The 24921-nt window shown below is 60.7% G+C and carries 25 protein-coding genes; 12 read left to right on the forward strand and 13 right to left on the reverse strand.

Annotated elements, in window-relative coordinates; genetic code table 11:
• Positions 1–99: 99 nt before the first annotated feature.
• The 3 genes from GA0061101_RS00645 to rsmA are packed head-to-tail and all read left to right on the forward strand — an operon-like array spanning position 100 to position 2906.
• Complete coding sequence (locus tag GA0061101_RS00645) at positions 100–1044, forward strand: SurA N-terminal domain-containing protein (RefSeq protein WP_037193987.1); 945 nt, start codon at positions 100–102, stop codon at positions 1042–1044.
• Between the two features lie 9 nt (positions 1045–1053).
• On the forward strand, positions 1054–2079 hold the full coding sequence (gene pdxA / locus GA0061101_RS00650; RefSeq protein ID WP_092572810.1) for a 4-hydroxythreonine-4-phosphate dehydrogenase PdxA: 1026 nt from the start codon (positions 1054–1056) through the stop codon (positions 2077–2079).
• Complete coding sequence (gene rsmA, locus GA0061101_RS00655; protein WP_092572811.1) at positions 2079–2906, forward strand: 16S rRNA (adenine(1518)-N(6)/adenine(1519)-N(6))-dimethyltransferase RsmA; 828 nt, start codon at positions 2079–2081, stop codon at positions 2904–2906. Before pdxA ends, rsmA begins: the two co-directional genes overlap by 1 nt.
• A gap of 24 nt (positions 2907–2930) precedes the next feature.
• On the opposite strand, the gene gmk is transcribed toward rsmA, so the two are convergent.
• The 7 genes from gmk to fabD form a co-directional block, all read right to left on the reverse strand.
• Complete coding sequence (gene gmk, locus GA0061101_RS00660) at positions 2931–3593, reverse strand: guanylate kinase (protein WP_034507754.1); 663 nt, start codon at positions 3591–3593, stop codon at positions 2931–2933.
• Positions 3594–3596: 3 nt separating this feature from the next.
• Positions 3597–4484 carry a YicC/YloC family endoribonuclease gene (locus GA0061101_RS00665; RefSeq protein ID WP_037193980.1) on the reverse strand — a complete coding sequence of 296 codons (888 nt, stop codon included), beginning with the start codon at positions 4482–4484 and terminating at the stop codon, positions 3597–3599.
• Positions 4485–4593: 109 nt separating this feature from the next.
• Positions 4594–5811, reverse strand: a complete 1218-nt coding sequence (gene mltG / locus GA0061101_RS00670; protein ID WP_037194404.1) for an endolytic transglycosylase MltG — start codon at positions 5809–5811, stop codon at positions 4594–4596.
• Positions 5812–6027: 216 nt separating this feature from the next.
• Entirely contained in the window at positions 6028–7290 is a 1263-nt protein-coding gene (gene fabF / locus GA0061101_RS00675; protein ID WP_037193978.1) for a beta-ketoacyl-ACP synthase II, read from the reverse strand.
• Positions 7291–7404: 114 nt separating this feature from the next.
• Positions 7405–7641: an acyl carrier protein gene (locus GA0061101_RS00680; RefSeq protein ID WP_004122114.1), complete on the reverse strand. Its 237-nt coding sequence runs from the start codon at positions 7639–7641 to the stop codon at positions 7405–7407.
• Positions 7642–7929: 288 nt separating this feature from the next.
• Positions 7930–8667: a 3-oxoacyl-[acyl-carrier-protein] reductase gene (gene fabG / locus GA0061101_RS00685; RefSeq protein WP_037193973.1), complete on the reverse strand. Its 738-nt coding sequence runs from the start codon at positions 8665–8667 to the stop codon at positions 7930–7932.
• Positions 8668–8693: 26 nt separating this feature from the next.
• The gene (gene fabD, locus GA0061101_RS00690; RefSeq protein ID WP_037193971.1) at positions 8694–9638 is read right to left on the reverse strand and encodes an ACP S-malonyltransferase; all 945 of its coding nucleotides are present in this window, start codon (positions 9636–9638) and stop codon (positions 8694–8696) included.
• Between the two features lie 193 nt (positions 9639–9831).
• Here fabD and GA0061101_RS00695 point away from each other — a divergent pair, with 193 nt between their 5' ends.
• A complete protein-coding gene (locus GA0061101_RS00695; RefSeq protein WP_092573001.1) occupies positions 9832–10875 on the forward strand; it encodes an aldo/keto reductase in 1044 nt (347 codons plus the stop codon).
• 44 nt (positions 10876–10919) lie between these two features.
• Here the strand turns inward: GA0061101_RS00695 and GA0061101_RS00700 are convergent, their stop codons facing one another.
• Complete coding sequence (locus tag GA0061101_RS00700) at positions 10920–11678, reverse strand: histidine phosphatase family protein (RefSeq protein ID WP_092573002.1); 759 nt, start codon at positions 11676–11678, stop codon at positions 10920–10922.
• Positions 11679–12068: 390 nt separating this feature from the next.
• Here GA0061101_RS00700 and rpsF point away from each other — a divergent pair, with 390 nt between their 5' ends.
• From rpsF to rplI, 4 genes are all read left to right on the forward strand, one after another.
• The gene (gene rpsF, locus GA0061101_RS00705; RefSeq protein ID WP_037193968.1) at positions 12069–12521 is read left to right on the forward strand and encodes a 30S ribosomal protein S6; all 453 of its coding nucleotides are present in this window, start codon (positions 12069–12071) and stop codon (positions 12519–12521) included.
• A 14-nt stretch (positions 12522–12535) separates the two neighbouring features.
• Positions 12536–12784, forward strand: coding sequence for a 30S ribosomal protein S18 (gene rpsR, locus GA0061101_RS00710; RefSeq protein ID WP_034507767.1), 249 nt, complete (start codon positions 12536–12538; stop codon positions 12782–12784).
• Between the two features lie 164 nt (positions 12785–12948).
• Positions 12949–13929, forward strand: a complete 981-nt coding sequence (locus tag GA0061101_RS00715; protein WP_092572812.1) for a DUF2232 domain-containing protein — start codon at positions 12949–12951, stop codon at positions 13927–13929.
• Positions 13930–13948: 19 nt separating this feature from the next.
• The gene (gene rplI / locus GA0061101_RS00720) at positions 13949–14530 is read left to right on the forward strand and encodes a 50S ribosomal protein L9 (RefSeq protein WP_037193962.1); all 582 of its coding nucleotides are present in this window, start codon (positions 13949–13951) and stop codon (positions 14528–14530) included.
• 73 nt (positions 14531–14603) lie between these two features.
• On the opposite strand, the gene GA0061101_RS00725 is transcribed toward rplI, so the two are convergent.
• The 4 genes from GA0061101_RS00725 to GA0061101_RS00740 form a co-directional block, all read right to left on the reverse strand.
• Complete coding sequence (locus GA0061101_RS00725; protein WP_312865265.1) at positions 14604–15446, reverse strand: glycerophosphodiester phosphodiesterase family protein; 843 nt, start codon at positions 15444–15446, stop codon at positions 14604–14606.
• A 130-nt stretch (positions 15447–15576) separates the two neighbouring features.
• Complete coding sequence (locus GA0061101_RS00730) at positions 15577–16641, reverse strand: HlyD family secretion protein (protein ID WP_092572813.1); 1065 nt, start codon at positions 16639–16641, stop codon at positions 15577–15579.
• 17 nt (positions 16642–16658) lie between these two features.
• Positions 16659–18305 (reverse strand): MFS transporter, encoded by a 1647-nt coding sequence (locus tag GA0061101_RS00735; protein ID WP_092572814.1) that lies wholly within the window; start codon positions 18303–18305, stop codon positions 16659–16661.
• Positions 18306–18313: 8 nt separating this feature from the next.
• Positions 18314–18757 carry a MarR family winged helix-turn-helix transcriptional regulator gene (locus GA0061101_RS00740; RefSeq protein WP_037193953.1) on the reverse strand — a complete coding sequence of 148 codons (444 nt, stop codon included), beginning with the start codon at positions 18755–18757 and terminating at the stop codon, positions 18314–18316.
• A gap of 346 nt (positions 18758–19103) precedes the next feature.
• Here GA0061101_RS00740 and GA0061101_RS00745 point away from each other — a divergent pair, with 346 nt between their 5' ends.
• Complete coding sequence (locus tag GA0061101_RS00745) at positions 19104–20600, forward strand: replicative DNA helicase (RefSeq protein ID WP_037193951.1); 1497 nt, start codon at positions 19104–19106, stop codon at positions 20598–20600.
• A 113-nt stretch (positions 20601–20713) separates the two neighbouring features.
• Positions 20714–21877 (forward strand): alanine racemase, encoded by a 1164-nt coding sequence (alr, locus tag GA0061101_RS00750; RefSeq protein WP_092572815.1) that lies wholly within the window; start codon positions 20714–20716, stop codon positions 21875–21877.
• A gap of 62 nt (positions 21878–21939) precedes the next feature.
• On the opposite strand, the gene GA0061101_RS00755 is transcribed toward alr, so the two are convergent.
• Complete coding sequence (locus GA0061101_RS00755; protein WP_092572816.1) at positions 21940–22575, reverse strand: LysE family translocator; 636 nt, start codon at positions 22573–22575, stop codon at positions 21940–21942.
• 154 nt (positions 22576–22729) lie between these two features.
• On the opposite strand from GA0061101_RS00755, the gene radA reads away from it, so the two are divergent.
• Both radA and GA0061101_RS00765 read left to right on the forward strand, forming a co-directional pair.
• A complete protein-coding gene (gene radA / locus GA0061101_RS00760; protein ID WP_037193945.1) occupies positions 22730–24133 on the forward strand; it encodes a DNA repair protein RadA in 1404 nt (467 codons plus the stop codon).
• Between the two features lie 91 nt (positions 24134–24224).
• Complete coding sequence (locus tag GA0061101_RS00765) at positions 24225–24848, forward strand: CvpA family protein (RefSeq protein WP_092572817.1); 624 nt, start codon at positions 24225–24227, stop codon at positions 24846–24848.
• The last annotated feature ends 73 nt before the right edge of the window (positions 24849–24921 follow it).

Raw genomic sequence — 24921 nt, forward strand, 5'->3', positions numbered from 1 at the left:
CGCTTGATGTAGACATGTGGCGCAAAGTTGCCTTATTGCGCCAATGGCGTTCCGATTTGGCACATGCCGACAAGAAAGACCTTTGGGAAGGGGTAGTTGATGTTTTCTGGAAAGACACCGATGCGCGCTCTGCTGTTCGGAGCCGCGGCCCTGGTTATGGCAAGCTTCGCCGTACCGAGCAGCGATGTTGCTTTCGCGGCAAGTGAGGTAAAGGTCGTTGTCAACAACCAGGTCATTACATCAGGCGACATTGCGAAGCGCGTCAACTTCCTCAAGTTGCAGCGCCAGAAGGGCGATCTTGCCAAAATGGCGAAAGAGCAGCTCATCGATGAGACGCTGAAGCGTGCGGAAATAGCGCGTCTGCGCATGTCGGTGTCTACGACGGAGGTCGACGCTGCCTTTGGTCGTTTCGCCGCCAGCAACAAGATGTCGCCACAGCAGCTCAGCCAGATCCTCGACAAGATGGGCGTGGGCGTCGACCACTTCAAATCCTACATTGCCATTTCCATGAGCTGGCCGCGCGTGGTGAATGCCCGCTTCGGTTCGAGCAACCGCATATCGAACGACGACCTCGTGACCCGCATGACGGAAAACAAGTCGAAGCCGGTCACGACCGAATACTTCCTGAAGCAGGTCATTTTCGTCGTTCCGACGGCGAAGCGGAACGCGATCCTGAATTCGCGCAAGGCCGAGGCTGAGGCGTCGCGCTCCAAATTCCCAGGTTGCGATCAGGCGAAGGTGTTTGCTGCGACCATGCGCGATGTTTCCGTTCAGGATCTCGGCCGCGTTCTGGCACCGGAAGTTCCGGAAATCTGGAAACCGTTGCTCGAAAAAGCCTCGGGCAATACGACAAGCTCCGTCGTGACGGACCGCGGCGTCGAATATATCGCGATCTGCTCGCAGCGTCAGGTGAATGATGACGTCGCAGCCGCGGCCGTCTTCCGTGCCGAGGATATCGGCAAGAACAATGCCAAGGGCGTCAACCCCAACGACAAGAAGTACATGGACGAACTGCGCTCCAAGGCGCAGATTGTCGATCGCTGACCGCTGCCGATGCCCTCGCGCTCTTCCATGCCCCTGGCGCTGACGCAAGGGGATCCGGCAGGCATAGGCCCCGATATCACGCTGGCCGCCTGGCTCCGCCGCGGCGAGCTTGGTTTGCCGCCCTTCCTGTTTCTCGGTGATGCGGGCGTTCTCGCGGCGCGAGCCTCCCAGCTAGGTCTCGACGTGCCTTTGCAAGAGGCCGACCCCGCTACCGCCTGCGATGTTTTCCATGATGCCCTGCCGATCCTGCCGATCGAGGCCGGTGTGGATGTTATCGCCGGTCAGCCGCACGTCGGCACGGCAAAGGGAACGATCGCCGCTATTGAAATGGCCGTCTCCCTCAGCATGAGTGGCAAGACTTCCGCTGTTGTCACGAACCCGATCGCCAAATCCGTACTCTATGACGCCGGCTTCGGCTTTCCGGGCCATACGGAGTTCCTGGCGGATCTCGCAACGCGCGCGACCGGCAAACGGGTCACGCCCGTCATGCTTCTGGCCGGTCCCAAGCTCCGTGCCATTCCGGTTACGATTCATATTCCACTGAAGGACGTGCCGCAGGCACTGACGTCCGATCTCATCATCGAGACCTGCAGAATTACCGATCACGATCTGCGCAGCCGCTTCGGCATCTTCAAGCCGCGGCTGGCGGTTGCGGGCCTCAACCCGCATGCCGGCGAAAACGGCGCCCTCGGCAAGGAGGATGACGACATCATCCGTCCGGCGATCGACGTTCTTCGCAGCGAGGGGATCGATGCCTTCGGCCCCCTTCCCGCGGATACGATGTTCCATGACGAGGCCCGCCGCCGATACGACGTCGCCATCTGCATGTATCACGATCAGGCCCTGATCCCGGCCAAGGCGCTCGGCTTCGACGATTCCGTCAATGTCACGCTCGGGCTGCCGTTCGTCCGCACCTCGCCGGACCACGGCACGGCCTTCGGCATTGCCGGCAAGGGGATCGCCAAGGAGGACAGCCTGGTGGCCGCCCTGAGGCTCGCCAGCGAGATCAGCGGCAAGACTGGAAGCAATCGCTGATGGCTGCACTTGACGGCTTGCCGCCTCTTCGCGACGTGATCCAGCGTCACGGCCTCGATGCGCGCAAGGCGCTTGGCCAGAATTTCCTTCTCGATCTGAACCTGACCCAGAAGGTCGCGCGCACCGCCGGCTCGCTTGAAGGCGTTACCGTATTCGAGGTTGGGCCAGGGCCTGGCGGGCTGACGCGCGCCATTCTGGCGCTTGGCGCCGCCAAGGTCATCGCCGTCGAGCGCGATTCACGCTGCCTGCCGGCGCTTGCTGAGATCGCCGATCACTATCCTGGCCGGCTTGACGTGATTGAGGGCGATGCCCTGAAGACGGATTTCGCTGCAATGGCACCGGAAGGTCCTGTCAAGATTATCGCCAACCTACCCTACAATGTCGGCACCCAGCTGCTGGTCAACTGGCTTCTGCCGCCAAGCTGGCCGCCCTTCTGGCAGTCGCTGACTTTGATGTTCCAGAAGGAGGTCGGCCAGCGGATCGTTGCGCAGGCAGACGATAATCATTATGGCCGGCTTGGCGTTCTCTGCGGCTGGCGCACGAAGGCGCACATGGCCTTCGACATATCTCCACAGGCCTTCACGCCGCCGCCAAAGGTGACGTCTTCGGTGGTGCATCTGACGCCGAGGGAAAATCCCATCCCCTGCGCCGTCGACAAGCTGGAAAAGATAACGCAAGCCGCTTTCGGCCAACGCCGTAAAATGCTGCGCCAGAGCCTGAAGCCGCTCGGCGGCGAAGCGTTGCTGCTGAAGGCCGATATCGATCCGCAACGGCGTGCCGAGACGCTCTCCGTGGAAGAGTTTTGCCGATTGGCAAACTGCCTTTGATCGGATCAGAGCTTCCGATCAGCCTCAGCGCTTCGGCGTTTCTTCCAGCAAATCTCGAACGAAATCGAACATGCCGTGCCGGCGATCGCGGCGCAGGCGCTCGGCCTTGACGATCGACTGCACGGCGTCGAAGGCGACGTTAAGGTCATCGTTGACGATGACGTAGTCGTATTCGCGCCAATGCGCGATCTCGGCGCGGGAATTGGCGAGACGCATGGCGATGACCTCTTCCGAATCCTCGGCGCGGCGATGCAGGCGCGATTGCAGCTCCGTCATCGTTGGGGGCAGCACGAAGATGGAAACGACGTCCGCCGGCATCTTTTCCTGCAGTTGCTGGGCGCCCTGCCAGTCGATGTCGAAAAGCATGTCACGCCCTTCGGCCATCGCCGTCTCCACCGGTTCGCGCGGCGTCCCATAAAAATTGCCATGCACCTCGGCCCATTCGAGCAGCGAGTCGGAATCGCGAAGTCGCTCGAACTCGCGCTGCGAAACGAAATGATAATGCACACCTTCGATTTCGCTCGGCCGGCGCTGCCGCGTCGTGACGCTGACGGAGAGGCTTACCTGCTTATCCTTGTCCAGCAGGGTACGCGCGATCGTCGATTTGCCTGCACCGGATGGCGAGGAAATCGCGAGCATCAGCCCCCGGCGGGCAATCGGAATGGATGTGGATGTCGCCGGCTTCATAGCCTACTCCAAATTCTGGACCTGTTCGCGGAACTGATCGATGACCACCTTCAGTTCGATGCCGGCTGCGGTAACCGCGGCGGTATTCGACTTCGAACAGATGGTATTCGATTCCCGGTTAAATTCCTGTGCAAGAAAATCGAGCTTGCGGCCGACGGGGCCGCCTTTGGAAAGGAGATCGCGCGCCGCCGCCACATGAGCCTTCAGGCGGTCGATCTCCTCGCGAAGATCGGCCCTGGTGGCGAGAAGGGCAGCCTCGGCATGCAGCCTGTCGCGATCGAGGCCCGACGAGCCGTCCAGAAGCGTGGCAACCTGTGCCGCAAGTCTCACGGCGATCTCCCGCGGTGAGCGCGAGGGATCTTGCTCGACCACAGCTGTCAGCGCCTCGATGGTTGCGACCTGACCGAGCAGGATCTGGCCAAGCGCCCGGCCTTCCCGTCCGCGCATGTCGCTGAGATCGCCAAGGGCCTCCTCAAGACCGGAGATGATGTCGGCGTCGCGTGCCGCAAGCACTTCTTCGCCTTCTTCAGCCTCCTTGAACTCGACAAGCCCACGAACAGCCATGAGGCTATCCAGCCTCAGAGGCGCGGGATCGACGATGCCGGCAAGCTGATCGCGCAGCGCCAGCACGGCCGCCAGCGCCTCCTGGTTCACCACGACCTCCACCCGGCTTTCCTCGACGGATAGCGACAGGCCGACCTGCAGGTTGCCGCGCGAAAACCGGTCGGCAATCAGCTTGCGGACATCGGTTTCCAAACGCTCCAGTCCTGGCGGCAACCGCAGGCGGACATCCAGCCCCTTGCCGTTCACCGACCGCAATTCCCATGCCCAGCGACTGCGCCCGCTCGTACCTTCACGCCGGGCAAAACCCGTCATGGACTGCAATGCCATGCAAGCCTCCGATAATTCCTATCCATAATCCGCTGAAAATCATCGGATTATGGACCAATGTAAAGTGAATCCGCGCCACCGCTTCAATGAGGCCATGGCGCAGCAAGGATCAGTTCGTCTTCTTTTTCTGCTGGGTGCCCGAACCGGTAGTGGTTGCGGCAGCGTCATCGGGCTGACCGTCAACCGCGATGGTGCTCGGATCTTCACCCTTTTCGGCGGCAAGCTTGCGCCAGCGCTTGACGTTGGCGTTGTGCTCTTCCAGCGTCGCGGCGAAGACATGGCCGCCCGTGCCATCCGCCACGAAGTAGAGATCCTGGCTCTTCCAGGGGTTGGCGACGGCTTCCAGTGCATCCTTGCCGGGATTTGCGATCGGCGTCGGCGGCAGGCCCTTGATGATATAAGTGTTATAAGGCGTCTCTTTCTTCAGATCCGACTGGTAGATCGGGCGATCGGAAGGCTTCCCCTCCCCGCCGAAGAGACCATAGATGATCGTCGGATCCGACTGCAGGCGCATGCCCTTGCCGAGGCGGTTCAGGAAGACGGAAGCGACATGGGCGCGCTCATCCGCCAGACCGGTTTCCTTCTCGACGATGGAGGCCAGCGTGACGAAATCCTGCTTGTTCGCCAGCTGCAGGTTCGGGTCCCGCTTATCCCAGATCTGCTCGACCAGCTTGTCTTGCGCGGCCGCCATCTGCTGGATAATTTCCGTGCGCTTGGTGCCGCGCGTGAACTTGTAGGTGTCGGGCCTCAGGCTGCCCTCTCCCGGCAGGGCAGATGGCAAATCACCTTCGAGCACGGGATCGGCCTGCAGCTTGTTGAAGATCTGCCGCACGGTCAGACCCTCGGGCAAAGTGACCGAATAGAGGATGGATTTGCCCGATTTCAGCAGTTCCATGATGTCCTTCATGGAAGCGCTCGCCTTGATCTCGTATTCGCCGGCCCGCAAGGTTTCGCCGTCATGCAGATAAGTGGTCGTCAGCCAACGGAAGATGCGCTGATCGCTGATGATATTGTTGGATTCGAGACGATTGGCTATTTCGTTCAGGCCCGCGCCGTTACGGACGATGAAATTCGTATTGGTCGTCAGCGGGCCTGGGCTCTGGTAAACAGAGAAAGCATAATATGTGCCTGCTACGGCCGCGACGACGACGAAAATCGCCAACGTCATCAGGAAGTTCAGGAAGATCACCATCTGACTGCGGGCTTTGCGTGAACGCTTCGGCGGATCCGGAACACGCTCCGGACGCAGGGCTTCGCTTGCCGATTTCGGTATGATCGGCCCCTTCTGTCCGTTCGGAGTTCCGTTGCTCTGGTTCGTATCGCTCACCGGCAATCCCTTCCTTTTCGTGATTGCCTGCTCTTTGGCCAAGCAATGCGGCAAAAAACAGGTTCAGAGGATAAGGCGGAGCCGTATGAAGCTTCGCCTTCGACCGATCAGACATTACCGCGGCGCATCCCCGGGATGCATGGGGCGCGATAAAATTCGAGGACAGCGCGCAGGCTTGCCGAAGAGCATTCCCGCTTTCGCATTTACGCGCTGTTATTATGCCTCATAACGGCGCAGGACAAGCGATGCGTTCGTGCCGCCGAACCCGAAGGAGTTGGACAGTGCGACATTGACGTCCCGCTTGCGGGCCTTGTGCGGAACAAGATCGATGGCGGTCTCGCGTTCCGGATTGTCGAGATTGAGCGTTGGCGGAACGATGTTGTCGCGAATGGCGAGCGTGGCGAAGATCGCCTCGATCGCACCGGCCGCCCCGAGCAGATGGCCTGTCGCCGACTTGGTGGACGACATGGAGATGCTGGACGCGGCATCGCCGACCAGCCGCTCGACGGCGCCGAGTTCGATCGTGTCGGCCATGGTCGAGGTGCCATGTGCATTGATATAGTCGACATCCGCCGGCGTCAGACCGGCGCGCTTCAAAGCCGATGTCATGCAGCGGAATGCACCCTCGCCGTCCGCCGACGGAGCGGTGATGTGATAGGCGTCGCCGGAAAGGCCGTATCCCACAACTTCGGCGTAGATCTTGGCGCCGCGAGCCTTGGCGTGTTCCAACTCTTCCAGAACAACGACGCCAGCGCCCTCGCCCATCACGAAGCCGTCACGGTCGCGGTCATAGGGGCGCGAAGCTCTCTGCGGGTCGTCATTATATTCCGTCGACAGCGCCTTGCACGCGGCAAAGCCGGCAAGCGAGATACGGCAGACCGGAGCTTCGGCGCCGCCCGCGACCATGACATCGGCATCGCCCAGCATGATCAGGCGGGCCGCATCGCCGATGGCATGCGCACCGGTCGAGCAGGCCGTGACGACGGCGTGGTTCGGGCCGCGCAGCTTGTGACGGATGGAAACCTGGCCGGAAACGAGGTTGATGAGGCGTCCGGGAATGAAGAAGGGCGAGATGCGGCGCGGGCCCTTGTCGCGCAGCGTATAGCCGGCCTCGACGATACCTTCGAGGCCGCCGATGCCGGAGCCGATCATGACGCCGGTCGCGATCTGGTCCTCGTCCGTGGCCGGGTGCCATTCGGCGTCTGCCAGCGCCATATCGGCAGCTGCCATGCCATAGATGATGAAGGGGTCGACCTTGCGCTGCTCCTTCGGCTCCATCCAGTCGTCAGCATTGAAAGTGCCGTCGGTGCCGTCGCCAAACGGAATGCGGCATGCGATCTTCGCGGCGAGATCCTCGACCTCGAATTCGGTCACGAGGCGCGCGCCGTTGTGCCCGGCGATCAAACGCGACCAGGACACCTCCGTGCCGCAGCCCAAAGGTGATACCATGCCGGTACCCGTGATAACGACACGTCTCATCGCCCTCAGACCCCCGTCTTCTTATGATGATATGCGTATAAATATGGTGCGCCCGACGTCGCGGGACGAAATAGGGCGGACTCTTGAGCCCGCCCATTCAAAAAGTACGAAAGATTAGGCCTGAGCCTTCTCAATGAACTTTACCGCGTCGCCGACCGTCAGGATCGAGTCAGCAGCGTCATCGGGGATTTCAACGCCGAATTCTTCTTCGAAGGCCATGACCAGTTCGACCGTGTCGAGCGAGTCCGCACCCAGATCGTCGATGAAGCTTGCGCTTTCAACGACCTTGTCGGCGTCAACGCCAAGATGATCAACAACAATTTTCTTTACGCGTTCTGCGATATCGCTCATGTCGGTTTCCTCGACCTTATGTCCTGATCAGAATGCCCTGTGACATCCCTACCCTAATTCAAGCCTGCAGCACCTGTTCTGGCGCCGCTGGCAAACCCGTACAACCCGGCGCTGAGATCCGGCCGAGCCGCCAAAAGCGCGGCGCCGTCCGTCTGCATTTTCGGGACGACTGTTCACAGTCATGGCCCGCTTAACACGGTTTAAGTCCGTCGCAAAGCCAGAAAATAGCCGGCTCCGGGTTGCTCAACATGCTATTGGAGGGAAAGTTCCCTCCAATAGCAATTCCCTTTAGATCATTGCCATGCCGCCGTTGACGTGGATCGTCTGGCCGGTGACGTAGCTGGCTTCGGAGGACGCAAGATAGGCGACCGCGGAAGCGACTTCCGCGCCGTTGCCCATGCGCTTCATGGGAATGGCACCCATGATGGCTTCCTTCTGCTTGTCGTTCAGCTTGCCGGTCATGGCGCTCTCGATGAAGCCGGGGGCGACACAGTTGACGGTGACGTTGCGGCTCGCGATTTCCTGCGCCAGCGACTTGGTGAAGCCGATCATGCCGGCCTTCGAGGCACAATAATTGGCCTGGCCGGGATTGCCCGTCACGCCGACGACGGAGGTGATGTTGATGATGCGGCCATAGCGGCGGCGCATCATCGGATGGGTCAGCTCGCGTGTCAGCCGGAAGACGGCGGTGAGATTGACTTCCAGTACGGCATCCCAGTCCTCGTCGCTCATGCGCACGAACAGGCCGTCCTTGGTGATGCCGGCATTGTTGACGAGAATATCGACGCCGCCGAGCTCTTCTTCGGCCTTGGCACCGAGCGCCTTGACCTCGTCGCGATCCGACAGATTGGCCGGGAAGATCTTGACGCGGTCGCCCAACTCGGCGGCCAATGCCTCCAGCCTCTCGACGCGCGTGCCATGCAGGCCGACAATGGCGCCCTGCTTGTGCAGGAGCCGGGCGATCTCTTCGCCGATGCCGCCGGATGAGCCGGTTACCAGGGCCTTGCGGCCGGTCAAATCAAGCATGTTTGTCCCTCGTTCCTTAATCTCTGTCAGCCGAGCAATACGCCAAGCGCCGTGTCGATATCAGCAGCATTGTTGACGGCGATGCCGTTGACCGATTTGTCGATGCGGCGCGCCAGGCCCGTCAGCACCTTGCCGGCGCCAATTTCATATAATGTTGTCACGTTGTTGGCAGCAAACCATTCCACCGTCTCGCGCCAGCGCACCTGGCCGGTAACCTGCTCGACGAGCAGCCTGGCGATCTCTTCGGCATCGGTCACCGGAGCGGCCTTGACATTGGCGATGACGGGCACGACCGGATTGGCCTTGGCAACGCCGGCCAGCGCCTCGCGCATCGCCTCTGCGGCCGGCGCCATCAGCGCGGAATGGAAGGGGGCGGAAACCGGCAGCAGGATGGCGCGCTTGGCGCCCTTGGCGGTTGCCAGCTCGGCTGCCTTCTCGACGGGCGCCTTCTCGCCGGAAATGACGATCTGGCCGCCGCCATTGTCGTTGGCGATCTGACAGGCGCCGAGCGCGGAAGCTTCGGCACAGACGGCGGCGACATCGGCATGTTCGAGCCCGATGATCGCAGCCATGGCGCCGACGCCAACGGGGACTGCCGCCTGCATGGCGTTGCCGCGAATGCGCAGCAGCCGCGCTGTATCGGCGAGCGAGAAGGTGCCGGCGGCGCAGAGCGCCGAATATTCGCCGAGCGAGTGGCCGGCGACATAGGAGACCTTGCTCTTCAGATCGAGGCCGCGGGCCTGCAGAACACGAATGACGGCGAGCGACACGGCCATCAGCGCCGGCTGCGCATTGGCCGTCAGCGTCAGTCTGTCTTCCGGGCCATTGAAGATGACGTCGGAGAGCTTTTCACCGAGCGCTTCATCAACTTCCTCGAAGACGGCGCGCGCTTCGGCGAAATTGTCGGCAAGGTCCTTGCCCATGCCGACGGCCTGGCTGCCCTGGCCGGGAAATGTGAAAGCAACAGTCATTATCAAGCGTCCTTTTGGGGTCGTTTCGCTTCCCAATGACATTGTTTGCGGCGGAGTCAATAGCGTAAACCCCGCAGCCAACGGCTTTTGCGCTCGCGGGACGCAGCGATTTTCTTCTTGCGCTCGCTCAATTCACGCCTAAATTCTCGCAACTCTCTTCATCATGAATTTCCCCTATCTCCAAGGTTTTCCCATGAAATATAAGAATTTAGGCCGCACCGATATTTCCGTTTCGCAAATTTGCCTGGGCACGATGACCTGGGGCACGCAGAATAGCGAAGCCGAAGCGCATGATCAGATGGATTACGCTCTCCATAAAGGCGTCAATTTCTTCGACACCGCCGAAATGTATCCGACGACGCCCGTCGGCGCGGAGACCCAAGGCCGTACCGAGGAGTATATCGGCACCTGGTTCGAAAAGACCGGCAAGCGCAAGGACGTCGTGCTCGCCACCAAGGTCGCCGGCCCTGGGCGCGACTATTTGCGCGGCGGTCAGGGCGCGGATGCCGCCAATATCCGCGCGGCGATCGACAGCAGCCTGAAGCGGCTGAAAACCGATTATATCGACCTCTATCAAGTTCATTGGCCGAACCGCGGCCATTTCCACTTCCGCCAGAACTGGCGCTACAACCCCTTTACGCAGGACCGCGAGAAGGCCGTCGCCGATATCACCGAGATCCTGGAGACGATGGGCGAGATGGTGAAGGCCGGCAAGATCCGTGCCCTCGGCCTTTCCAACGAGACGACCTGGGGCATCCAGAAATATCTGACGATTTCCGAACAAAAGGGCCTGCCGCGCGTCGTCTCCACGCAGAACGAATACAATCTGCTCTACCGGCATTTCGATCTCGATCTGGCCGAGCTTTCGCATCATGAGGATGTCGGCCTGCTCGCCTATTCGCCGCTCGCCGGCGGCATCCTCAGCGGCAAATATGTCGGCGGCGCACGGCCTGCCGGCTCGCGCGGCTCGATCAACCACGACATCGGCGGCCGCCTGCAGCCGCTGCAGGAACCCGCGGTCAAGGCTTACCTCGAGATCGCCGCCAAGCACGATCTCGACCCGTCCAAGCTGGCGCTCGCCTATTGCCTCACCAAGCCGTTCATGACGTCAGTGATCATCGGCGCCACGACGACGGCGCAGCTCGAGACCGATATCGCCGCAGCTTACGTGACCTTGCCCGCGGAGGTATTGGCCGAGATCGAACAGGTCCACCGGAAGTATCCGATGCCGATGTGAGGCGTAGCAAATGGACAGACCGTGGCGGCCGGAAGAAGCGGCCGTTACGGGTGGTCTATTGCACGATCTTTTGGCGCGAGCATCAATTCGGAGCCATGCGCTTCACGCAACTCGTCCTGCCCCTGCCCGCGATCCGAGGCCTTATGGAGCAGGATCGATCTGTAGTCTGCGGAATGTCGCCCTTCGATCAGCGTGACGTCGGCATTCCCCGGATTGTCCGAGCGCTCGAACCAATCGACGGGACAATGTAGGAAATTCATTTCAAAGGCCCGGTTGGTGACGCCATGGCCGACGATGATGACATTGTTCTTTCCGTTTTCGGCGTCGTGCATGACGGTTTGTAGAAACAGGCGAACACGTTGGGCAACATCCGCCCGGCTCTCGCCGTCAGGCGGCCGCGCATAGAACTTGCCGCTATTGTTGCGCAGCCTCGCCCACTTCTCGAACTCGTCGGGAAATTTCCGTTTCTGTTCGGCATGATCGTAGATTTCGGTGAAAAGCCCGAAATCCTGCTCACGCAACAGATAGTCCTCCCGAATGTCCCCGATCAGCTCGGCGGGCAGAACCTCCAGCAAGGCATCCTTGCTCTGTCGTGTCCTCAAGAACGGCGAATGCCAGATGCTCAGCTTGCGCAATTCGGCGCTCGGCAATGCCTTCAGATAGGCGGCGATGGCCCGTCCCGCCTCCAGCACCTGCCGATAACCCCACTCGGTCAATGGCACATTGTGATCGCCGAACTGCCGATAGGCCCGCTCATCGATGTTGCCGAGGGATTCGCCGTGGCGGACGAGAAAGATGCGCATGAACAGTCCGTGTTGGCCGAAATTGATGTATGCCATCATGACGGGAGAGCGGGCTGCATGCAATGCGACGGGACACCGGCATGCGAATTGCCCTGATGGCTGCTGCCTTTGCGCAAAACAACCCAATTTCGCCCCTCCTATTGCCTTTCCCGCAAAAGTCCGTATAAGCCGCCCTGTTCGCAACCCGGTCTTCTGGCTGGTGGCTGAACGGAGGGCCGGTTTTCTTTTGGGAAAATCGTCGGAACGGAAGCGTTCCAGCCTCCCGTGTCTCCGCTCTCGACCGTCTCGGAAACGCTTTTCTTGCTTGGGGTTATCCCTCTCAGGAGCAGTCGTTGAGGCTTAGCCGCTAGAGCCCGGGTTCAGATCAACGCAAGAAAGGCAAAGCTATCCATGGCTCTTTATGAACATGTATTCCTTGCTCGACAGGATATCTCCACTCAGCAGGTCGACGCCCTCGTAGAACAGTACAAGGGTGTCATCGAAGCTAACGGCGGTAAAGTCGGGCGTATCGAAAACTGGGGCCTCAAGTCCCTTACCTATCGCATCAAGAAGAACCGCAAGGCTCATTACGCCCTGATGGACATCGATGCGCCGGCCGCTGCGGTCCAGGAAATGGAACGCCAGATGCGCATCAGCGAAGACGTCCTGCGTTACATGACGATCGCTGTTGAAAAGCATGAAGAAGGCCCGTCGGCCATGATGCAGAAGCGCGACCGTGACGACCGTCCGCGCCGCGATGGCGACCGTCCGGAGCGTAGCTTCGGCGACCGTGACCGTGGTCCGCGCCCGGATCGTGGTGACCGCGACGACCGTCCGCGCCGTCCGCGCGAAGACCGCGTATAAGGAGATTTTGAACAATGTCTGAAGTTTCCTCCGCACCGGTCCGCCGCCCGTTCCATCGCCGCCGCAAGACCTGCCCGTTCTCGGGCGCCAATGCGCCGCGCATCGACTACAAGGACGTCCGTCTCCTGCAGCGCTATATTTCCGAGCGCGGCAAGATCGTTCCTTCCCGCATCACGGCCGTTTCCCAGAAGAAGCAGCGCGAACTCGCCCAGGCGATCAAGCGCGCCCGTTTCCTCGGCCTGCTGCCCTACGTCCTCGCCTAGTAAGCGCCGACGCTGATATGATTTGAGGGAAGGCAGTCATGCCTTCCCTTCCCCTTTTCGCGGTGGGCGCGGATCGGGACCTTGAAACCCCATGTTGGGGACGGCTTTCAGAACCGAGGTTCGGAAGCATCCTCTAACTGCTCGATACGAAGCAGGACAGCGACGTGAAACAGTTGAGTGCAAAAGAGCTTGGTATCGGCGCGCTTGCCGGTCTGACCGCCGCCCTACTCGTGTATGGCGCGACTACTCAGCCATTGCTGTTTATTCTGTTCGGCGCGCTTTCCGCCCTCCCTATCCTGCTCGTCGGCCTCGGCTGGGGCAACGTGGCCGTTGTCGTCGCTGTCGTGGTGGCAAGTGTCATCGGCGCCGTCTGGCAGTCGATGTATTTCGGAGTATTTACACTTGTACTGACGCTGATACCTGCCTGGCTCAGCCATCTCGCCAATCTGGCGCGTCCCGCTTCCGAGCTCGGGGGCCCGGACCACCTGATGGCCTGGTATCCGATCTCCGACATCATGCTGCATCTCTGCGGCCTCACGGCGGTAACTGTCATCATCGCCGGCGCGATCATGGGCTACAACGCCGATCTGGTCGGCCAGGTGGTGGACGCCTACGTCAGCGCGGTGAACCAGCAATCCCCCGACCTTCAGCTCGATCCGATTGCGATCGCGAAGATGAAGTCGCTGATGCTCTACATGATCCCAGTCGTCTGGGGCATGATCTGGGTCATGATGCTGCTGGCCGCCTATTATGTGGCGATCCGCATCGTTGCAGCCTCGAGGCATAATCTGCGCCCGAGGGAGGATATCCCCTCATCACTGCGCATGAACCGCAACGCGATCTTCGTCTTTCTCGTGGCGATCGTCGCCATGTTCCTCGGCGGCGTGGTTGGTCTGATTGCCGCCGCCGTCCTCGGCGCCTTCGGCGCGGGCTTCATCACTTCCGGCTTTGCGTCGCTGCATTACCGGACGCGCGGCAAGGACTGGCGCATACCCGTGCTTGTCCTCTGCTATCTGGCATCTTTCCTGCTGACGCTGCCGCTCCTCATCATCCTTGTTCTCGGCCTCTACGATACCCGCAAGGCGATATCGCTCACTCCGAACAAGAATGCCGACACATCCAAACCAACAGACACGAAAATCTGACATCGAAAGGAACAAGAAAATGCAAGTCATTCTTCTCGAGCGTATCTCCAAGCTCGGCCAGATGGGCGAAACCGTCAAGGTTCGCGACGGCTTTGCCCGTAACTACCTGCTGCCGCTCGGCAAGGCGCTCCGCGCCAATGCCGCCAACAAGGCCCGCTTCGAAGCCGAGCGCGCCACGCTCGAAGCCCGTAACCTGGAGCGCAAGAGCGAAGCCCAGAAGGTCGCAGACGTTCTCGGCGGCAAGTCCTTCATCGTCGTTCGCTCGGCTGGCGAAACCGGCCAGCTCTACGGTTCGGTCGCCGCCCGTGACGTCGTCGAAATCCTCGCCGCCGAAGGCTTCAACATCGGCCGTAGCCAGGTTCACATGAACACGCCGATCAAGGCCATCGGCCTGCACGATGTTGCGATCGGGCTTCACGCAGAAGTCGAAATCAAGATCGAGCTCAACGTTGCCCGTTCCGCTGAAGAAGCCGAGCGCCAGTCCAAGGGCGAGACCCTCACCTCCGCCGACGCCATCTACGGCGTTGACGAAGACGCCCTGCGTCCGGAAGACTTCTTCGATCCGGAAGCCGACGGCAATGCCGAAGAAGACGACGCATAATTTCCAGTCCATTGCTGGATGTGAGAAAGCCCGGATCGGACGATCCGGGCTTTCTTTTTGCGTTGGTGTGGGTTCATGCCCTGGCGCCGATATAGGCTCTCAGGGCCTCCGGCTCATCGGTTTGAATGGCGGAGACGCCGGCATCGATCAGGCGTCCCCATATAGCGTCCGGATCCTTGAGCGCGGCGGTATCGGTAAAACCGGCGCATGAGACCGAATCGAGCGTGTTGACCCAGAGAGCGATGCCGCGCTCCTGAAAAAGCGCCGCTTGCCCGACGACCTGCTCCAGCCGGTCAAAATAGATTTCGCACAGGAACGGGTTCAGCTTGAAGAGAAGGTCGAGCTGGGAAGCCGCATCCGCTGCGTTCAGCCGCGTTTTGGCCATGAAGGGAACGCCATGTGGTTCCACCTTTTCGCGGATCCATGAAAGATCCTGATGGTTCCTCAAGTCTCCCCAGAAGTCGACCTGCTGGTCAACGCCCATCGATCGGGCGCAGGCGATGACGTCGGGGATCATCTCCCGGTGCTTGACGTCAAGATGAATGAAAATGCGATCCCGCGTCAGGTCAAAGACTTCCTTCAGGCTCGGTAGTCTTTCGCCAGTGAACTCATTCGTCGCGCCGCCATCGCGATTGCGCAATTTCAGGCTCGACAATTGCTGCAGCGTCAGCGTCTCCGGCTCGCGGTTAAGACCCGCCATTCGCTCGAGCGTGTCGTCGTGCAACAGGAAGAGCTCGCCGTCGCTGCTGCGCCGGACGTCGATTTCAACCACCTCGTAGCCAGCCGATATGGCTCTTTCGATCGCCAGGAGGCTGTTCTCTGGCGCGGCGCGCCACACGCCGCGATGGACGACGATCGCGCAGGATCGATCTGGATCGGCGATGTGATCGGCATAGGAAGGCATAGGCGAAACCACGAACTTGTTCTCCTTCAATTCTCGAAGGCATGAGGAACTGCCGAATCGGCAGATCCCGCCTACCAAGCCGCTTCAATCACACCATTGCTGATATGAGATGACGGGAGATTCGCGGAAATGCGGAAGCATTCTAGTCGTCGTTGATGCCCACCTCCGGCTGGGAGTTCTTATCGACCGAAACGACCACGGACATCCCAGGCGCCAGTTGGTCCGCCAAGGGTTGCCCCTGATCGATCTTGACTCTGACGCCGATGCGCTGGGCGACCTTGGTGAAATTGCCGGTGGCATTGTCCGGCTTGATGACGGCGAATTCAGACCCAGCCGCCGGCGAGAAGCGCTGGATATGGCCCTTGATCTCGCGGTGTCCGAGCGCGTCGACGGAAATCGTGACGGGCTGATCGAGCTTCATGCCGTCGAGCTGGGTCTCCTTGAAATTGGCGATCACCCAGATATCCTTCGGCACCAGGCCCATGAGCTGCGTTCCGGCCGTCACATATTGGCCGAGGCGCACGCCGATCTCGCCGACGCGGCCGTCCTGCGGCGCAACAATGGTCGCATTCTGAAGATCGATATCGGCGAGCTGCACGGCGGCTTCCGCGCCGCTGACACCGGCCTCCAGCGAGGCGCGGTTGACGATGATCGTCGTCAGGTTCTGTTGCGATACGTCAAGGGCCGCCTTCGCCTGGTTGACGGCTGCTTGCGCCTGCTGCAGCGTCGCCTGCGCCTGCTCGGAATCGCTTGTCGTGGACACGCCCTTGGCCACCAGCGTCGTCACGCGCTCCCAGGCGAGCTGGGCGCGCTTCAGCGCGGCGTTGGCGCTGTCGATCTGCGCCTGGCTGGAGACGATGCCGGCCTTGGCGGCCTGCTCCTGCTGTTGCGAATTGGCGAGCGCCGCCTTCTGCCCGTCAAGCGTCGCGTGCGCCTCCGCCACCTTCTGCCGATAGATACGGTCATCGATCTTGGTCAGAACGTCGCCCTGCTTGACGAGCTTGTAGTCCTTGATCGGCACGTCGGTGATATAGCCGCTGACCTGCGGGCTGATGGTCGTGACATAGCCCTTGACATAGGCGTCGTCGGTGATTTCGACCGAGCTTCTGAACGGTGGCAGGTGCCAGGCATAAAGCACCAGCATAACGCCGCCGATGCCGGCAAGAACCGCAATGACTTCGATTGGAGAGCGAACGAGCCTCGACATGGAGCTATTTCATATCCTCAAGGGTTGGATGCCATGGTCTGCGGCCGATCTTCAGCGAGCCGAGTTTTGACGAAGCGGAAGAATACATGCAGCGAAAGTCCGGCAAGCGAGACAAAGGCGATCACTGCCGCAACAAGAAAAGCATCACCATAGGCGAGCATGTTGGCCTCACGGCTCACCTGCGCGCCGAGCAGCGCCAGCCCCTCTCCCTTGAGGATCGCACTGTCGCCGATCACCTTGCCGTAAGATGATGAAAGCTGGCTGACGCGTTCGGCCACATGCGGATCGGTCAGCAGCACGCGCTCGGTCAACACCGCGGAATGAAATTTCTCGCGAATGATGATCAGCGTGCCGTAGAACGCCGAACCGATCAGACCGCCGACGCTTTGCGTGAAGGTGAAAATGACGAAGAAGGTCACCAGATAGGCGGGCCCCTTCGACAGAGCCGCCTTGAAGCCCACCGACATGGATGGCGGCAGGAAAAGTGCTGCGCCGGCGGCCACCATCGCCTGACTGAGATACATTTGTTCCGGCCGGGTCAGGTTGGTCACCTGCGAATCGATGAGGGAACCGACCCCCATCAGAGCAAGCGCGACGAACTGGATCTGCCAGCTTAACCCGTAGGTCATCAAGACAGCGCAGATGAGCCCGCCGATGACCGAAAATGCCAGGATGATCCAGTACAGCATGGAGAGCTGGTCGTAGAGCAGCCCGACAGCATTCTGATAGAATGTCACGACGACCGAAGTCTGCTCGGCGGCAATCAGGCGAAATACCAGCAGGATGCCGGTCAGATGCAGCATCTCCGGCAGCAACAGCCAGCGAACATCGATGAGCGGTGTCGATCTTCTTAGATCGACGACGACAGCAGCGGTCAGCGAAGCAATGCCGATCGCCAGCACGATACCGAGCCAAGGCACCTCCAGCCACCAGTAGAGGCGACCGACCGACAGAACCACCGCCAGACAGCCGAAACCGATGGCAACCAGCAGGTAGCTGAAAATATCGCCGAGAACGATGACCTTGACGCGCGGCGGCGGCGTCAGCGGCAGCAGATAGATGATCGGCATGACAAGCAGCGCCAGAGCCATTTCGAGAGTATAGAGGCCGCGCCATTCGCCATAGTCGAGAAGCGAGGGCGACACGAGGCGAGTGATCGGCGCCGCCAGCAGCGTGTTCGTCATCGCCAGGCTGACGCCAACGGTCATCTTCTTGGCCGGCTCGAACGCTTCCAGCATGTAGAGGAAGCCGAGCGTCGACAGTGGCGCGCCGGCGATGCCGCTCAAGAAACGGACGACGATCGCCGAATGCAGATCGGAAACGAAGAGATTGAGCATCGAAGCAACGATGAAACCGAGAATGCTGACCTCGGCGAAATTACGGACCCCGTATTGCAGCCGAATCTTCACCAGCGCGATGGCGAGACTGACGTTCGGCGCCATGTAGGCGGCCGAAAGCCATGCCGATTCTGTGGTCGTGGCGGCGATGGTTCCCTGGATCTGGGTCAGATTGGCGAAGGCGAGGTTGAGGCCCAGGCCCTGCGTCAGGAAGAACATGACGGATGCGGCTATATAGAGCGGCACTTTCCAGCCCGGCATGGGCGGTGGAGCGGCAGGGACGGCGTTGGCTTCCACTTTGGGGACCGGGCCTGGCTCGCCGCTCATACATTACCTCATGACTTGCCCACATTCTGAAGATTGGCCGTCATGGCGCGGATAACTTTAAGCGCCATGCCGATATCCTCGTCCGAAATCCCTTCCAAAATATCCGCGCGCACACCGGTGGCAAGAGCCTCGACCTCGGCAGCGACGACTTTTCCGGATTCCGTCATGAATATCTGCTTGGCGCGACGATCTGATGGTACGGCGCGGCGCTCGATGAAACCTTGTCCCTCCATGGCATCGAGGATGCGCACGAGCGTTGGCGTCTCGAGCTCAAGTTCGTCGGCGAGCTCCCGCTGATTGATCCCGTCACGACGCGAGAGCCTATGGAAAACCCTTGCCCGAGCGAGCGTCATTCCATGTTCACGCACCAGCGCATCGAATGCCGCTCTCAACTTACGATTGAAAGAGGAAACTTCATCGAAAAGCTCACGTCTTGATGGCGCACCGGACATTTATTGCAACTTTATATTATTAGCAGCCTACCCTATTCAGGCAATAACCGGATTTTCTTATCTTTTCAAGCATCATAGCCGCACAAGTTGATGCGCCTGGCGAAATACCCGGTTAAAATCACCTATGGATAACTTGCATAAGTGATTCGTGTGTCGGGCCTTGCGTTGCAAAGTGGCGACAAGGGATTTTTTATACGGCCGAAACTTGTCCCTGTGGACGAGTGGAACAATGTTGATAGCGGGGCCTGATTTGCCCTCGTTCACCAAAGCGACGTATTTGCACGGTTGACCATGACAACGCTTCATCGCAAACCATTCGATACTCCAAAGTACGAAGAGATGGAAAATGAACGAAGCTGCGCGCAAGCTCGCCGCCATTGCTCCCGCCGAACAGCACTATCGCGAAGCCCCTAACAATATCGAGGCGGAGCAGGCTCTTCTCGGCGCCATCCTCGTCAACAATGATGCCTATTATCGCGTCTCGGATTTTCTGAAGCCCATCCACCTCTACGAGCCGCTGCACCGGAAGATCTTCGAAGTCGCCGGCGACATCATTCGCATGGGCAAGACCGCCAATCCGGTGACCATCAAGAGCTTCGTGCCGGCGGAGGAGAAGGTCGGCGACATGACGGTCGCGCAATATCTCGCGCGCCTCGCCGTCGAAGCCGTGTCGATCATCAATGCCGAGGATTACGGCCGTGCCATCTACGACCTGGCGCTGCGCCGGGCGTTGATCACCATCGGCGAGGACATGGTCAACATCGCCTACGACGCGCCGCTGGACATGCCGCCGCAGACGCAGATCGAGGATACCGAGCGTCGGTTGTTCGAGCTCGCCGAAAACGGCCGCTACGACGGCGGCTTCCAGGCCTTCAACGACGCCGTGGCGCTGGCAATCGACATGGCGGCCGTGGCCAAGGAGCGCGACGGCGGCCTGTCCGGCATTTCCACGGGCATCCACTCGCTCGACAGCAAGATGGGCGGCCTGCAGCGGTCCGACTTGATCATCCTCGCCGGCCGTCCCGGTATGGGCAAGACGTCGCTCGCCACCAATATCGCCTACAATATCGCCGCCTCCTTCGAAGGCGAGGTGCAACCGGACGGCTCCACCAAGGCGAAGAATGGCGGTGTCGTCGGCTTTTATTCGCTGGAAATGTCGTCGGAACAGCTCGCCACCCGTATCATTTCCGAGCAGACGGAAGTCTCCTCGTCGAAGATTCGCCGCGGCGATATCAACGATGCGGATTTCGAGAAGCTCGTGGCATGCTCGATGATGATGCAGAAGGTGCCGCTCTTCATCGACCAGACCGGCGGTATCTCCATCGCCCAGCTGGCCGCTCGCGCCCGCCGGCTGAAGCGCCAGCGCGGCCTCGACGTACTGGTCGTCGACTACATCCAGCTCATGACCGGCTCCAAGAAGTCGGGGGAAAACCGCGTCCAGGAAATCACCGAAATCACCACGGGCCTGAAGGCGCTAGGCAAGGAACTCAACGTTCCGATCATCGCGCTATCCCAGCTCTCGCGTGCCGTCGAAAGCCGTGACGATAAGCGGCCGCAGCTTTCTGACCTTCGCGAATCCGGCTCGATCGAGCAGGACGCCGACGTGGTGCTCTTCGTCTTCCGCGAGGAATATTACGTGAAGAACCAGGAGCCCCGCGATCCGGCCGATCCGAAATATGCCGAATGGGAAGCCCTGTTCGACCGCGTGAAGGGGACGGCCGACGTCATCATCGCCAAGCAGCGTCACGGCCCCACAGGCACGGTGAAGCTCGCCTTCCAGTCGGAATTCACGCGCTTCGCCGATCTCGCCGATTCCTCCTTCCTTCAATATGAAGAGCACTGACAAAGGCGGCAGGCGGCACGCATATGTGCCGCAGCACTTTTTCTTTTCATCGATGATCACTATCCTGGCCGGAGCCAAATCATCTCCGGCCATTTTTTCGCTAAGGCGGCTCCATGACAGACAATTTCGATGACTATGACGCTTTCGCTTCCGCCGGCTTGCGGCTGACGGTGGATCTCGGCGCGCTTGTCGAAAACTGGCGCGAGATGGCCCGCCGCTCAGGCAGCGCCCGCACCGCTGCCGTCGTCAAGGCAGATGCCTATGGGCTCGGGATCGAGGATATCGGCGAAACCCTCTATTCGGCCGGCGCCCGTGATTTCTTCGTCGCGACCGCTGACGAAGGCGCAACGCTCCGACTCTACGCGCCCGAGGCGCGCATCTTCGTGCTTTGCGGCATCTGGCCGGGGATGGAGCGGATATTCTTCGAGAACGATCTCGTGCCCATCATCGCGTCAGAGGAGCAACTGACCTTCTGGATGTCGGTGCTTTCGGACTATGGCGACTATCCTTGCGCGCTGCAGGTCGACACCGGCTTCAACCGGCTCGGCCTACCGATGGAGGACGCACTGGCACTCGCCGACGACGTCTCGCGGCCTGCGAGCTTCTCGCCGGTGCTTGTCATGAGCCATCTTGCCTGTGGCGACGATCCGTCGAATGCGATGAACCGGCAGCAGCTGGACGCCTTCCGCAAGGTCAGCGCGGCCTTCGAGGGGATAGAGGCGAGCCTTGCCAATTCGGCCGGCATATTTCTTGGGCCGGAGTATCATTTCGATCTTACCCGCCCCGGTATCGCCACTTATGGCGCCGAGGCCGTTCCCGGCATGGCCAATCCGATGCGGCCGGTGGCGACGGCAGAAGCCAGGATCATCCAGACACGCTCCGTCAGGGCCGGCGAAACGGTGAGCTACGGCCGCGCGCTTCAGCTGACGCGCGACAGCCGGCTGGCGATCGTCTCGGCCGGCTATGCCGATGGTTACATGCGCAGCCAGTCAAGCGCCGGTGTGCCGCTGCGCCAGGCGGGCATTGCCGGAGGCCAGGGCTTCATTGCCGGGCACAAGGTGCCCGTTGCCGGCCGCATCACCATGGACCTCACCATCTTCGACGTGACCGACCTGCCGGACCATCTGGTTCGCGCCGGCGACTATATCGAGCTATTCGGCAGCAATATCCCGGTTGATGATGCGGCCAGAGCCGCCGGCACGATCGGCTACGAGATGCTGACGAGCATGGGGCTGCGGCACGAGCGGCGCTATATCTCGGAAGAGACCGAGGAATAGCGCTATCTTCCTGTTTCTCGCATTCCGGACGGAAAACCGCTGCGCACTTTCCTGGAAATACTCTAACGCGCGCTAATCGCCAGGCGCACGCCAAGAGCGACGAACAGCGCGCCCAATCCGCGATCGAGCCACAGCCCGACGCTGCGATTGCGCCGCAGCGCCTCAGTGAGCCGACCGCCGAGAAGGATGAGCGGCGGCTCGATGAACGCAGCCACGACGATGATCAGGCTGCCATGCAGCAGGAGCTGCGCCCAGACTGGGCCGGCGCCCTCGACGACGAACTGCGGCAGGAAGGCGAGAAAGAAGATCGCGACCTTGGGGTTGAGCAGCGAAACCAGAATGCCCTGCCGGTAGATGCGGCCCGAGGACAGTGTCTTGCCGGCGTCCTTGATCCATGCGGCTTCACCCTTGGAGCGCAATGCCTGTATGCCAAGCCAGATCAGATAGGCAGCCCCGATCCACTTTATCGTCGAGAAGGCGAGCGCCGAGGCGGCCAGGATCGCCGACAGTCCCGCCGCCGCCATCAGCACATGCAGGCACGCGCCGCTCCATATGCCGAACAAGGCGGCGAAACCGGAGCGCATGCCGCTTCTGATCGTGTGACCGAGAATGAAGGCGATATCCGGCCCCGGCGAGAGGTTGAGCAGCGTCGCGGCGGTCAGAAAAGCGATCCAGTGAGCAAGCGAATAGTCAAACATCGGTCATCATCCCTAAAAACCCGGCATAAAGGCTGACACGATCGGCGTTGATACGGAAATCATTAGTTTTGATGGGCCGCGAAAGACATTATCTGTCAGCCGATCGCGATTCGCTTCGAAGAGCGGAGCATTTGAACTTTGAGACCAGCATCCGATGGCTAAGGGCCGTACACAATTCATCTGCCAGAACTGCGGCACGATCCACAATCGCTGGGCGGGCAAATGCGATAGCTGCGGCGCATGGAATACCATCGTCGAGGAAGATCCGATGGGCGGGATCGGCGGCGGTCCGACAAAGACGCCCAGGAAAGGGCGACCGGTGACGCTGACCTCGCTTTCCGGCGAGATCGAGGAAGCACCGCGCATCTTCACGGGCATTTCAGAGCTTGACCGTGCCACTGGCGGCGGTTTCGTGCGCGGCTCGGCCGTCCTCGTCGGCGGCGATCCCGGCATCGGTAAGTCGACGCTGCTGATGCAGGCCGCGGCGGCGCTCGCCCGCCAAGGGCACAAGGTCGTCTACGTCTCGGGCGAAGAGGCCGTGGCGCAGGTTCGCCTTCGCGCGCAGCGGCTGCAAGCGGCCGATACCGACGTGATGCTGGCGGCGGAGACCAATGTCGAAGATATCCTGGCGACGCTTGCCGAAGGCAAACGGCCGGACCTCGTCATTATCGATTCCATTCAGACGCTGTGGAGCGAACTTGCCGAATCCGCTCCCGGCACCGTCACGCAGGTGCGCACCGGCGTGCAGGCGATGATCCGCTTCGCCAAGCAGACGGGTGCTGCCATGGTGCTTGTCGGCCATGTCACGAAGGACGGCCAGATCGCCGGCCCGCGCGTCGTCGAGCACATGGTCGACGCCGTCCTTTATTTCGAGGGCGATCGCGGCCATCACTATCGCATCCTGCGCACAGTCAAGAATCGCTTCGGCCCGACCGACGAGATCGGCGTTTTCGAAATGTCCGACATGGGCCTGCGCGATGTGGCGAACCCGTCCGAGCTTTTCCTCGGTGAACGCAATTCGAAATCGCCGGGAGCCGCCGTCTTTGCGGGCATGGAGGGCACGCGACCGATCCTGGTCGAAGTACAGGCGCTGGTCGCCGCAACATCGCTCGGCACACCGCGGCGCGCCGTGGTCGGCTGGGATTCGGCGCGGCTGTCGATGATTCTCGCGGTGCTGGAGGCGCATTGCGGCGTTCGGCTCGGCCAGCACGATGTTTATCTCAATGTCGCCGGCGGTTACCGCATTTCTGAGCCGGCTGCCGACCTTGCCGTCGCCTCTGCACTGGTTTCCTCTCTGGCTGGTCTTGCCCTTCCTGCAGATTGCGTCTATTTCGGCGAAGTCAGCCTGTCGGGCGCCGTCCGGCCGGTTGCGCACACCGCCCAGCGTCTCAAGGAAGCCGAGAAGCTGGGATTTTCTACGGCCCTCCTGCCTGCCGCTTCCGCCGACCTGCCGAAGGTCAATGGCGGACGCTGGAGTGAGGTTGAAAGCCTGCCGGACCTGGTGGCGCGCATAGCCGGATCGAAAGGTGCGCTTAAGCGTGCGGAAGATGAAGACTGAGCCTTACTTCAGCCGTCCTTGACGTAGAAGAGGCTCATACTGAGGCCGATGCCCGCCAACATGGCGTGGCAAGTCTTGAAGTGGATTATACATGCCCATTACGATTTTCGACGGTATTGTTATCGGCGTTCTTCTGTTCTCCGCCGTTCTGGCCATGGTCCGCGGGTTTTCCCGCGAAATTCTTTCGATCGTCAGCTGGGGTGGCTCGGCCGTCGCCGCTTACTATCTCTATCCCCTGCTCGTTCCCTATGCGCTGCAATACAAGGCCGACACCAAGATCGCGACGATCGCTTCGGCCGGCGTCATCTTCCTGCTGGCGCTGATCATCATTTCCTTCATCACCATCCGGATCGCCGATTTCATCATCGACAGCCGCATCGGCGCACTCGACCGGACACTCGGCTTCCTGTTCGGGGCGGCTCGCGGCCTGCTGCTGATGGTTGTCGTGGTGGCCTTCTGGAACTGGCTCGTAGCACCCGCCGCCCGTCCGGACTGGGTCAACAACGCCAAGTCGAAGCCCTTCCTCGATTCGATGGTTGAGAAGCTGAAGTCGGCACTTCCTGACAACATCCAGGCGATGCTGCCGCCCGAGATCATCAACAAGATCGCACCCAATCAGCAACAGCAGACGCAGTCCCAGCAGGGCGGCGACAACGGTGCGACGAACGATACCGCGCCGCCCGACGATGCACCGGCGCCACAGACAAATAATTGACAATGCGTTTACAGGCTTGACCCGCCGCGTGATAATCGCCATGTGAGCGGCATGAAACTGGAAGATCCGGCCC

Origin of the sequence: Martinezella lusitana (genome assembly GCF_900094565.1) — a bacterium.
Lineage (GTDB): Bacteria > Pseudomonadota > Alphaproteobacteria > Rhizobiales > Rhizobiaceae > Rhizobium > Rhizobium lusitanum.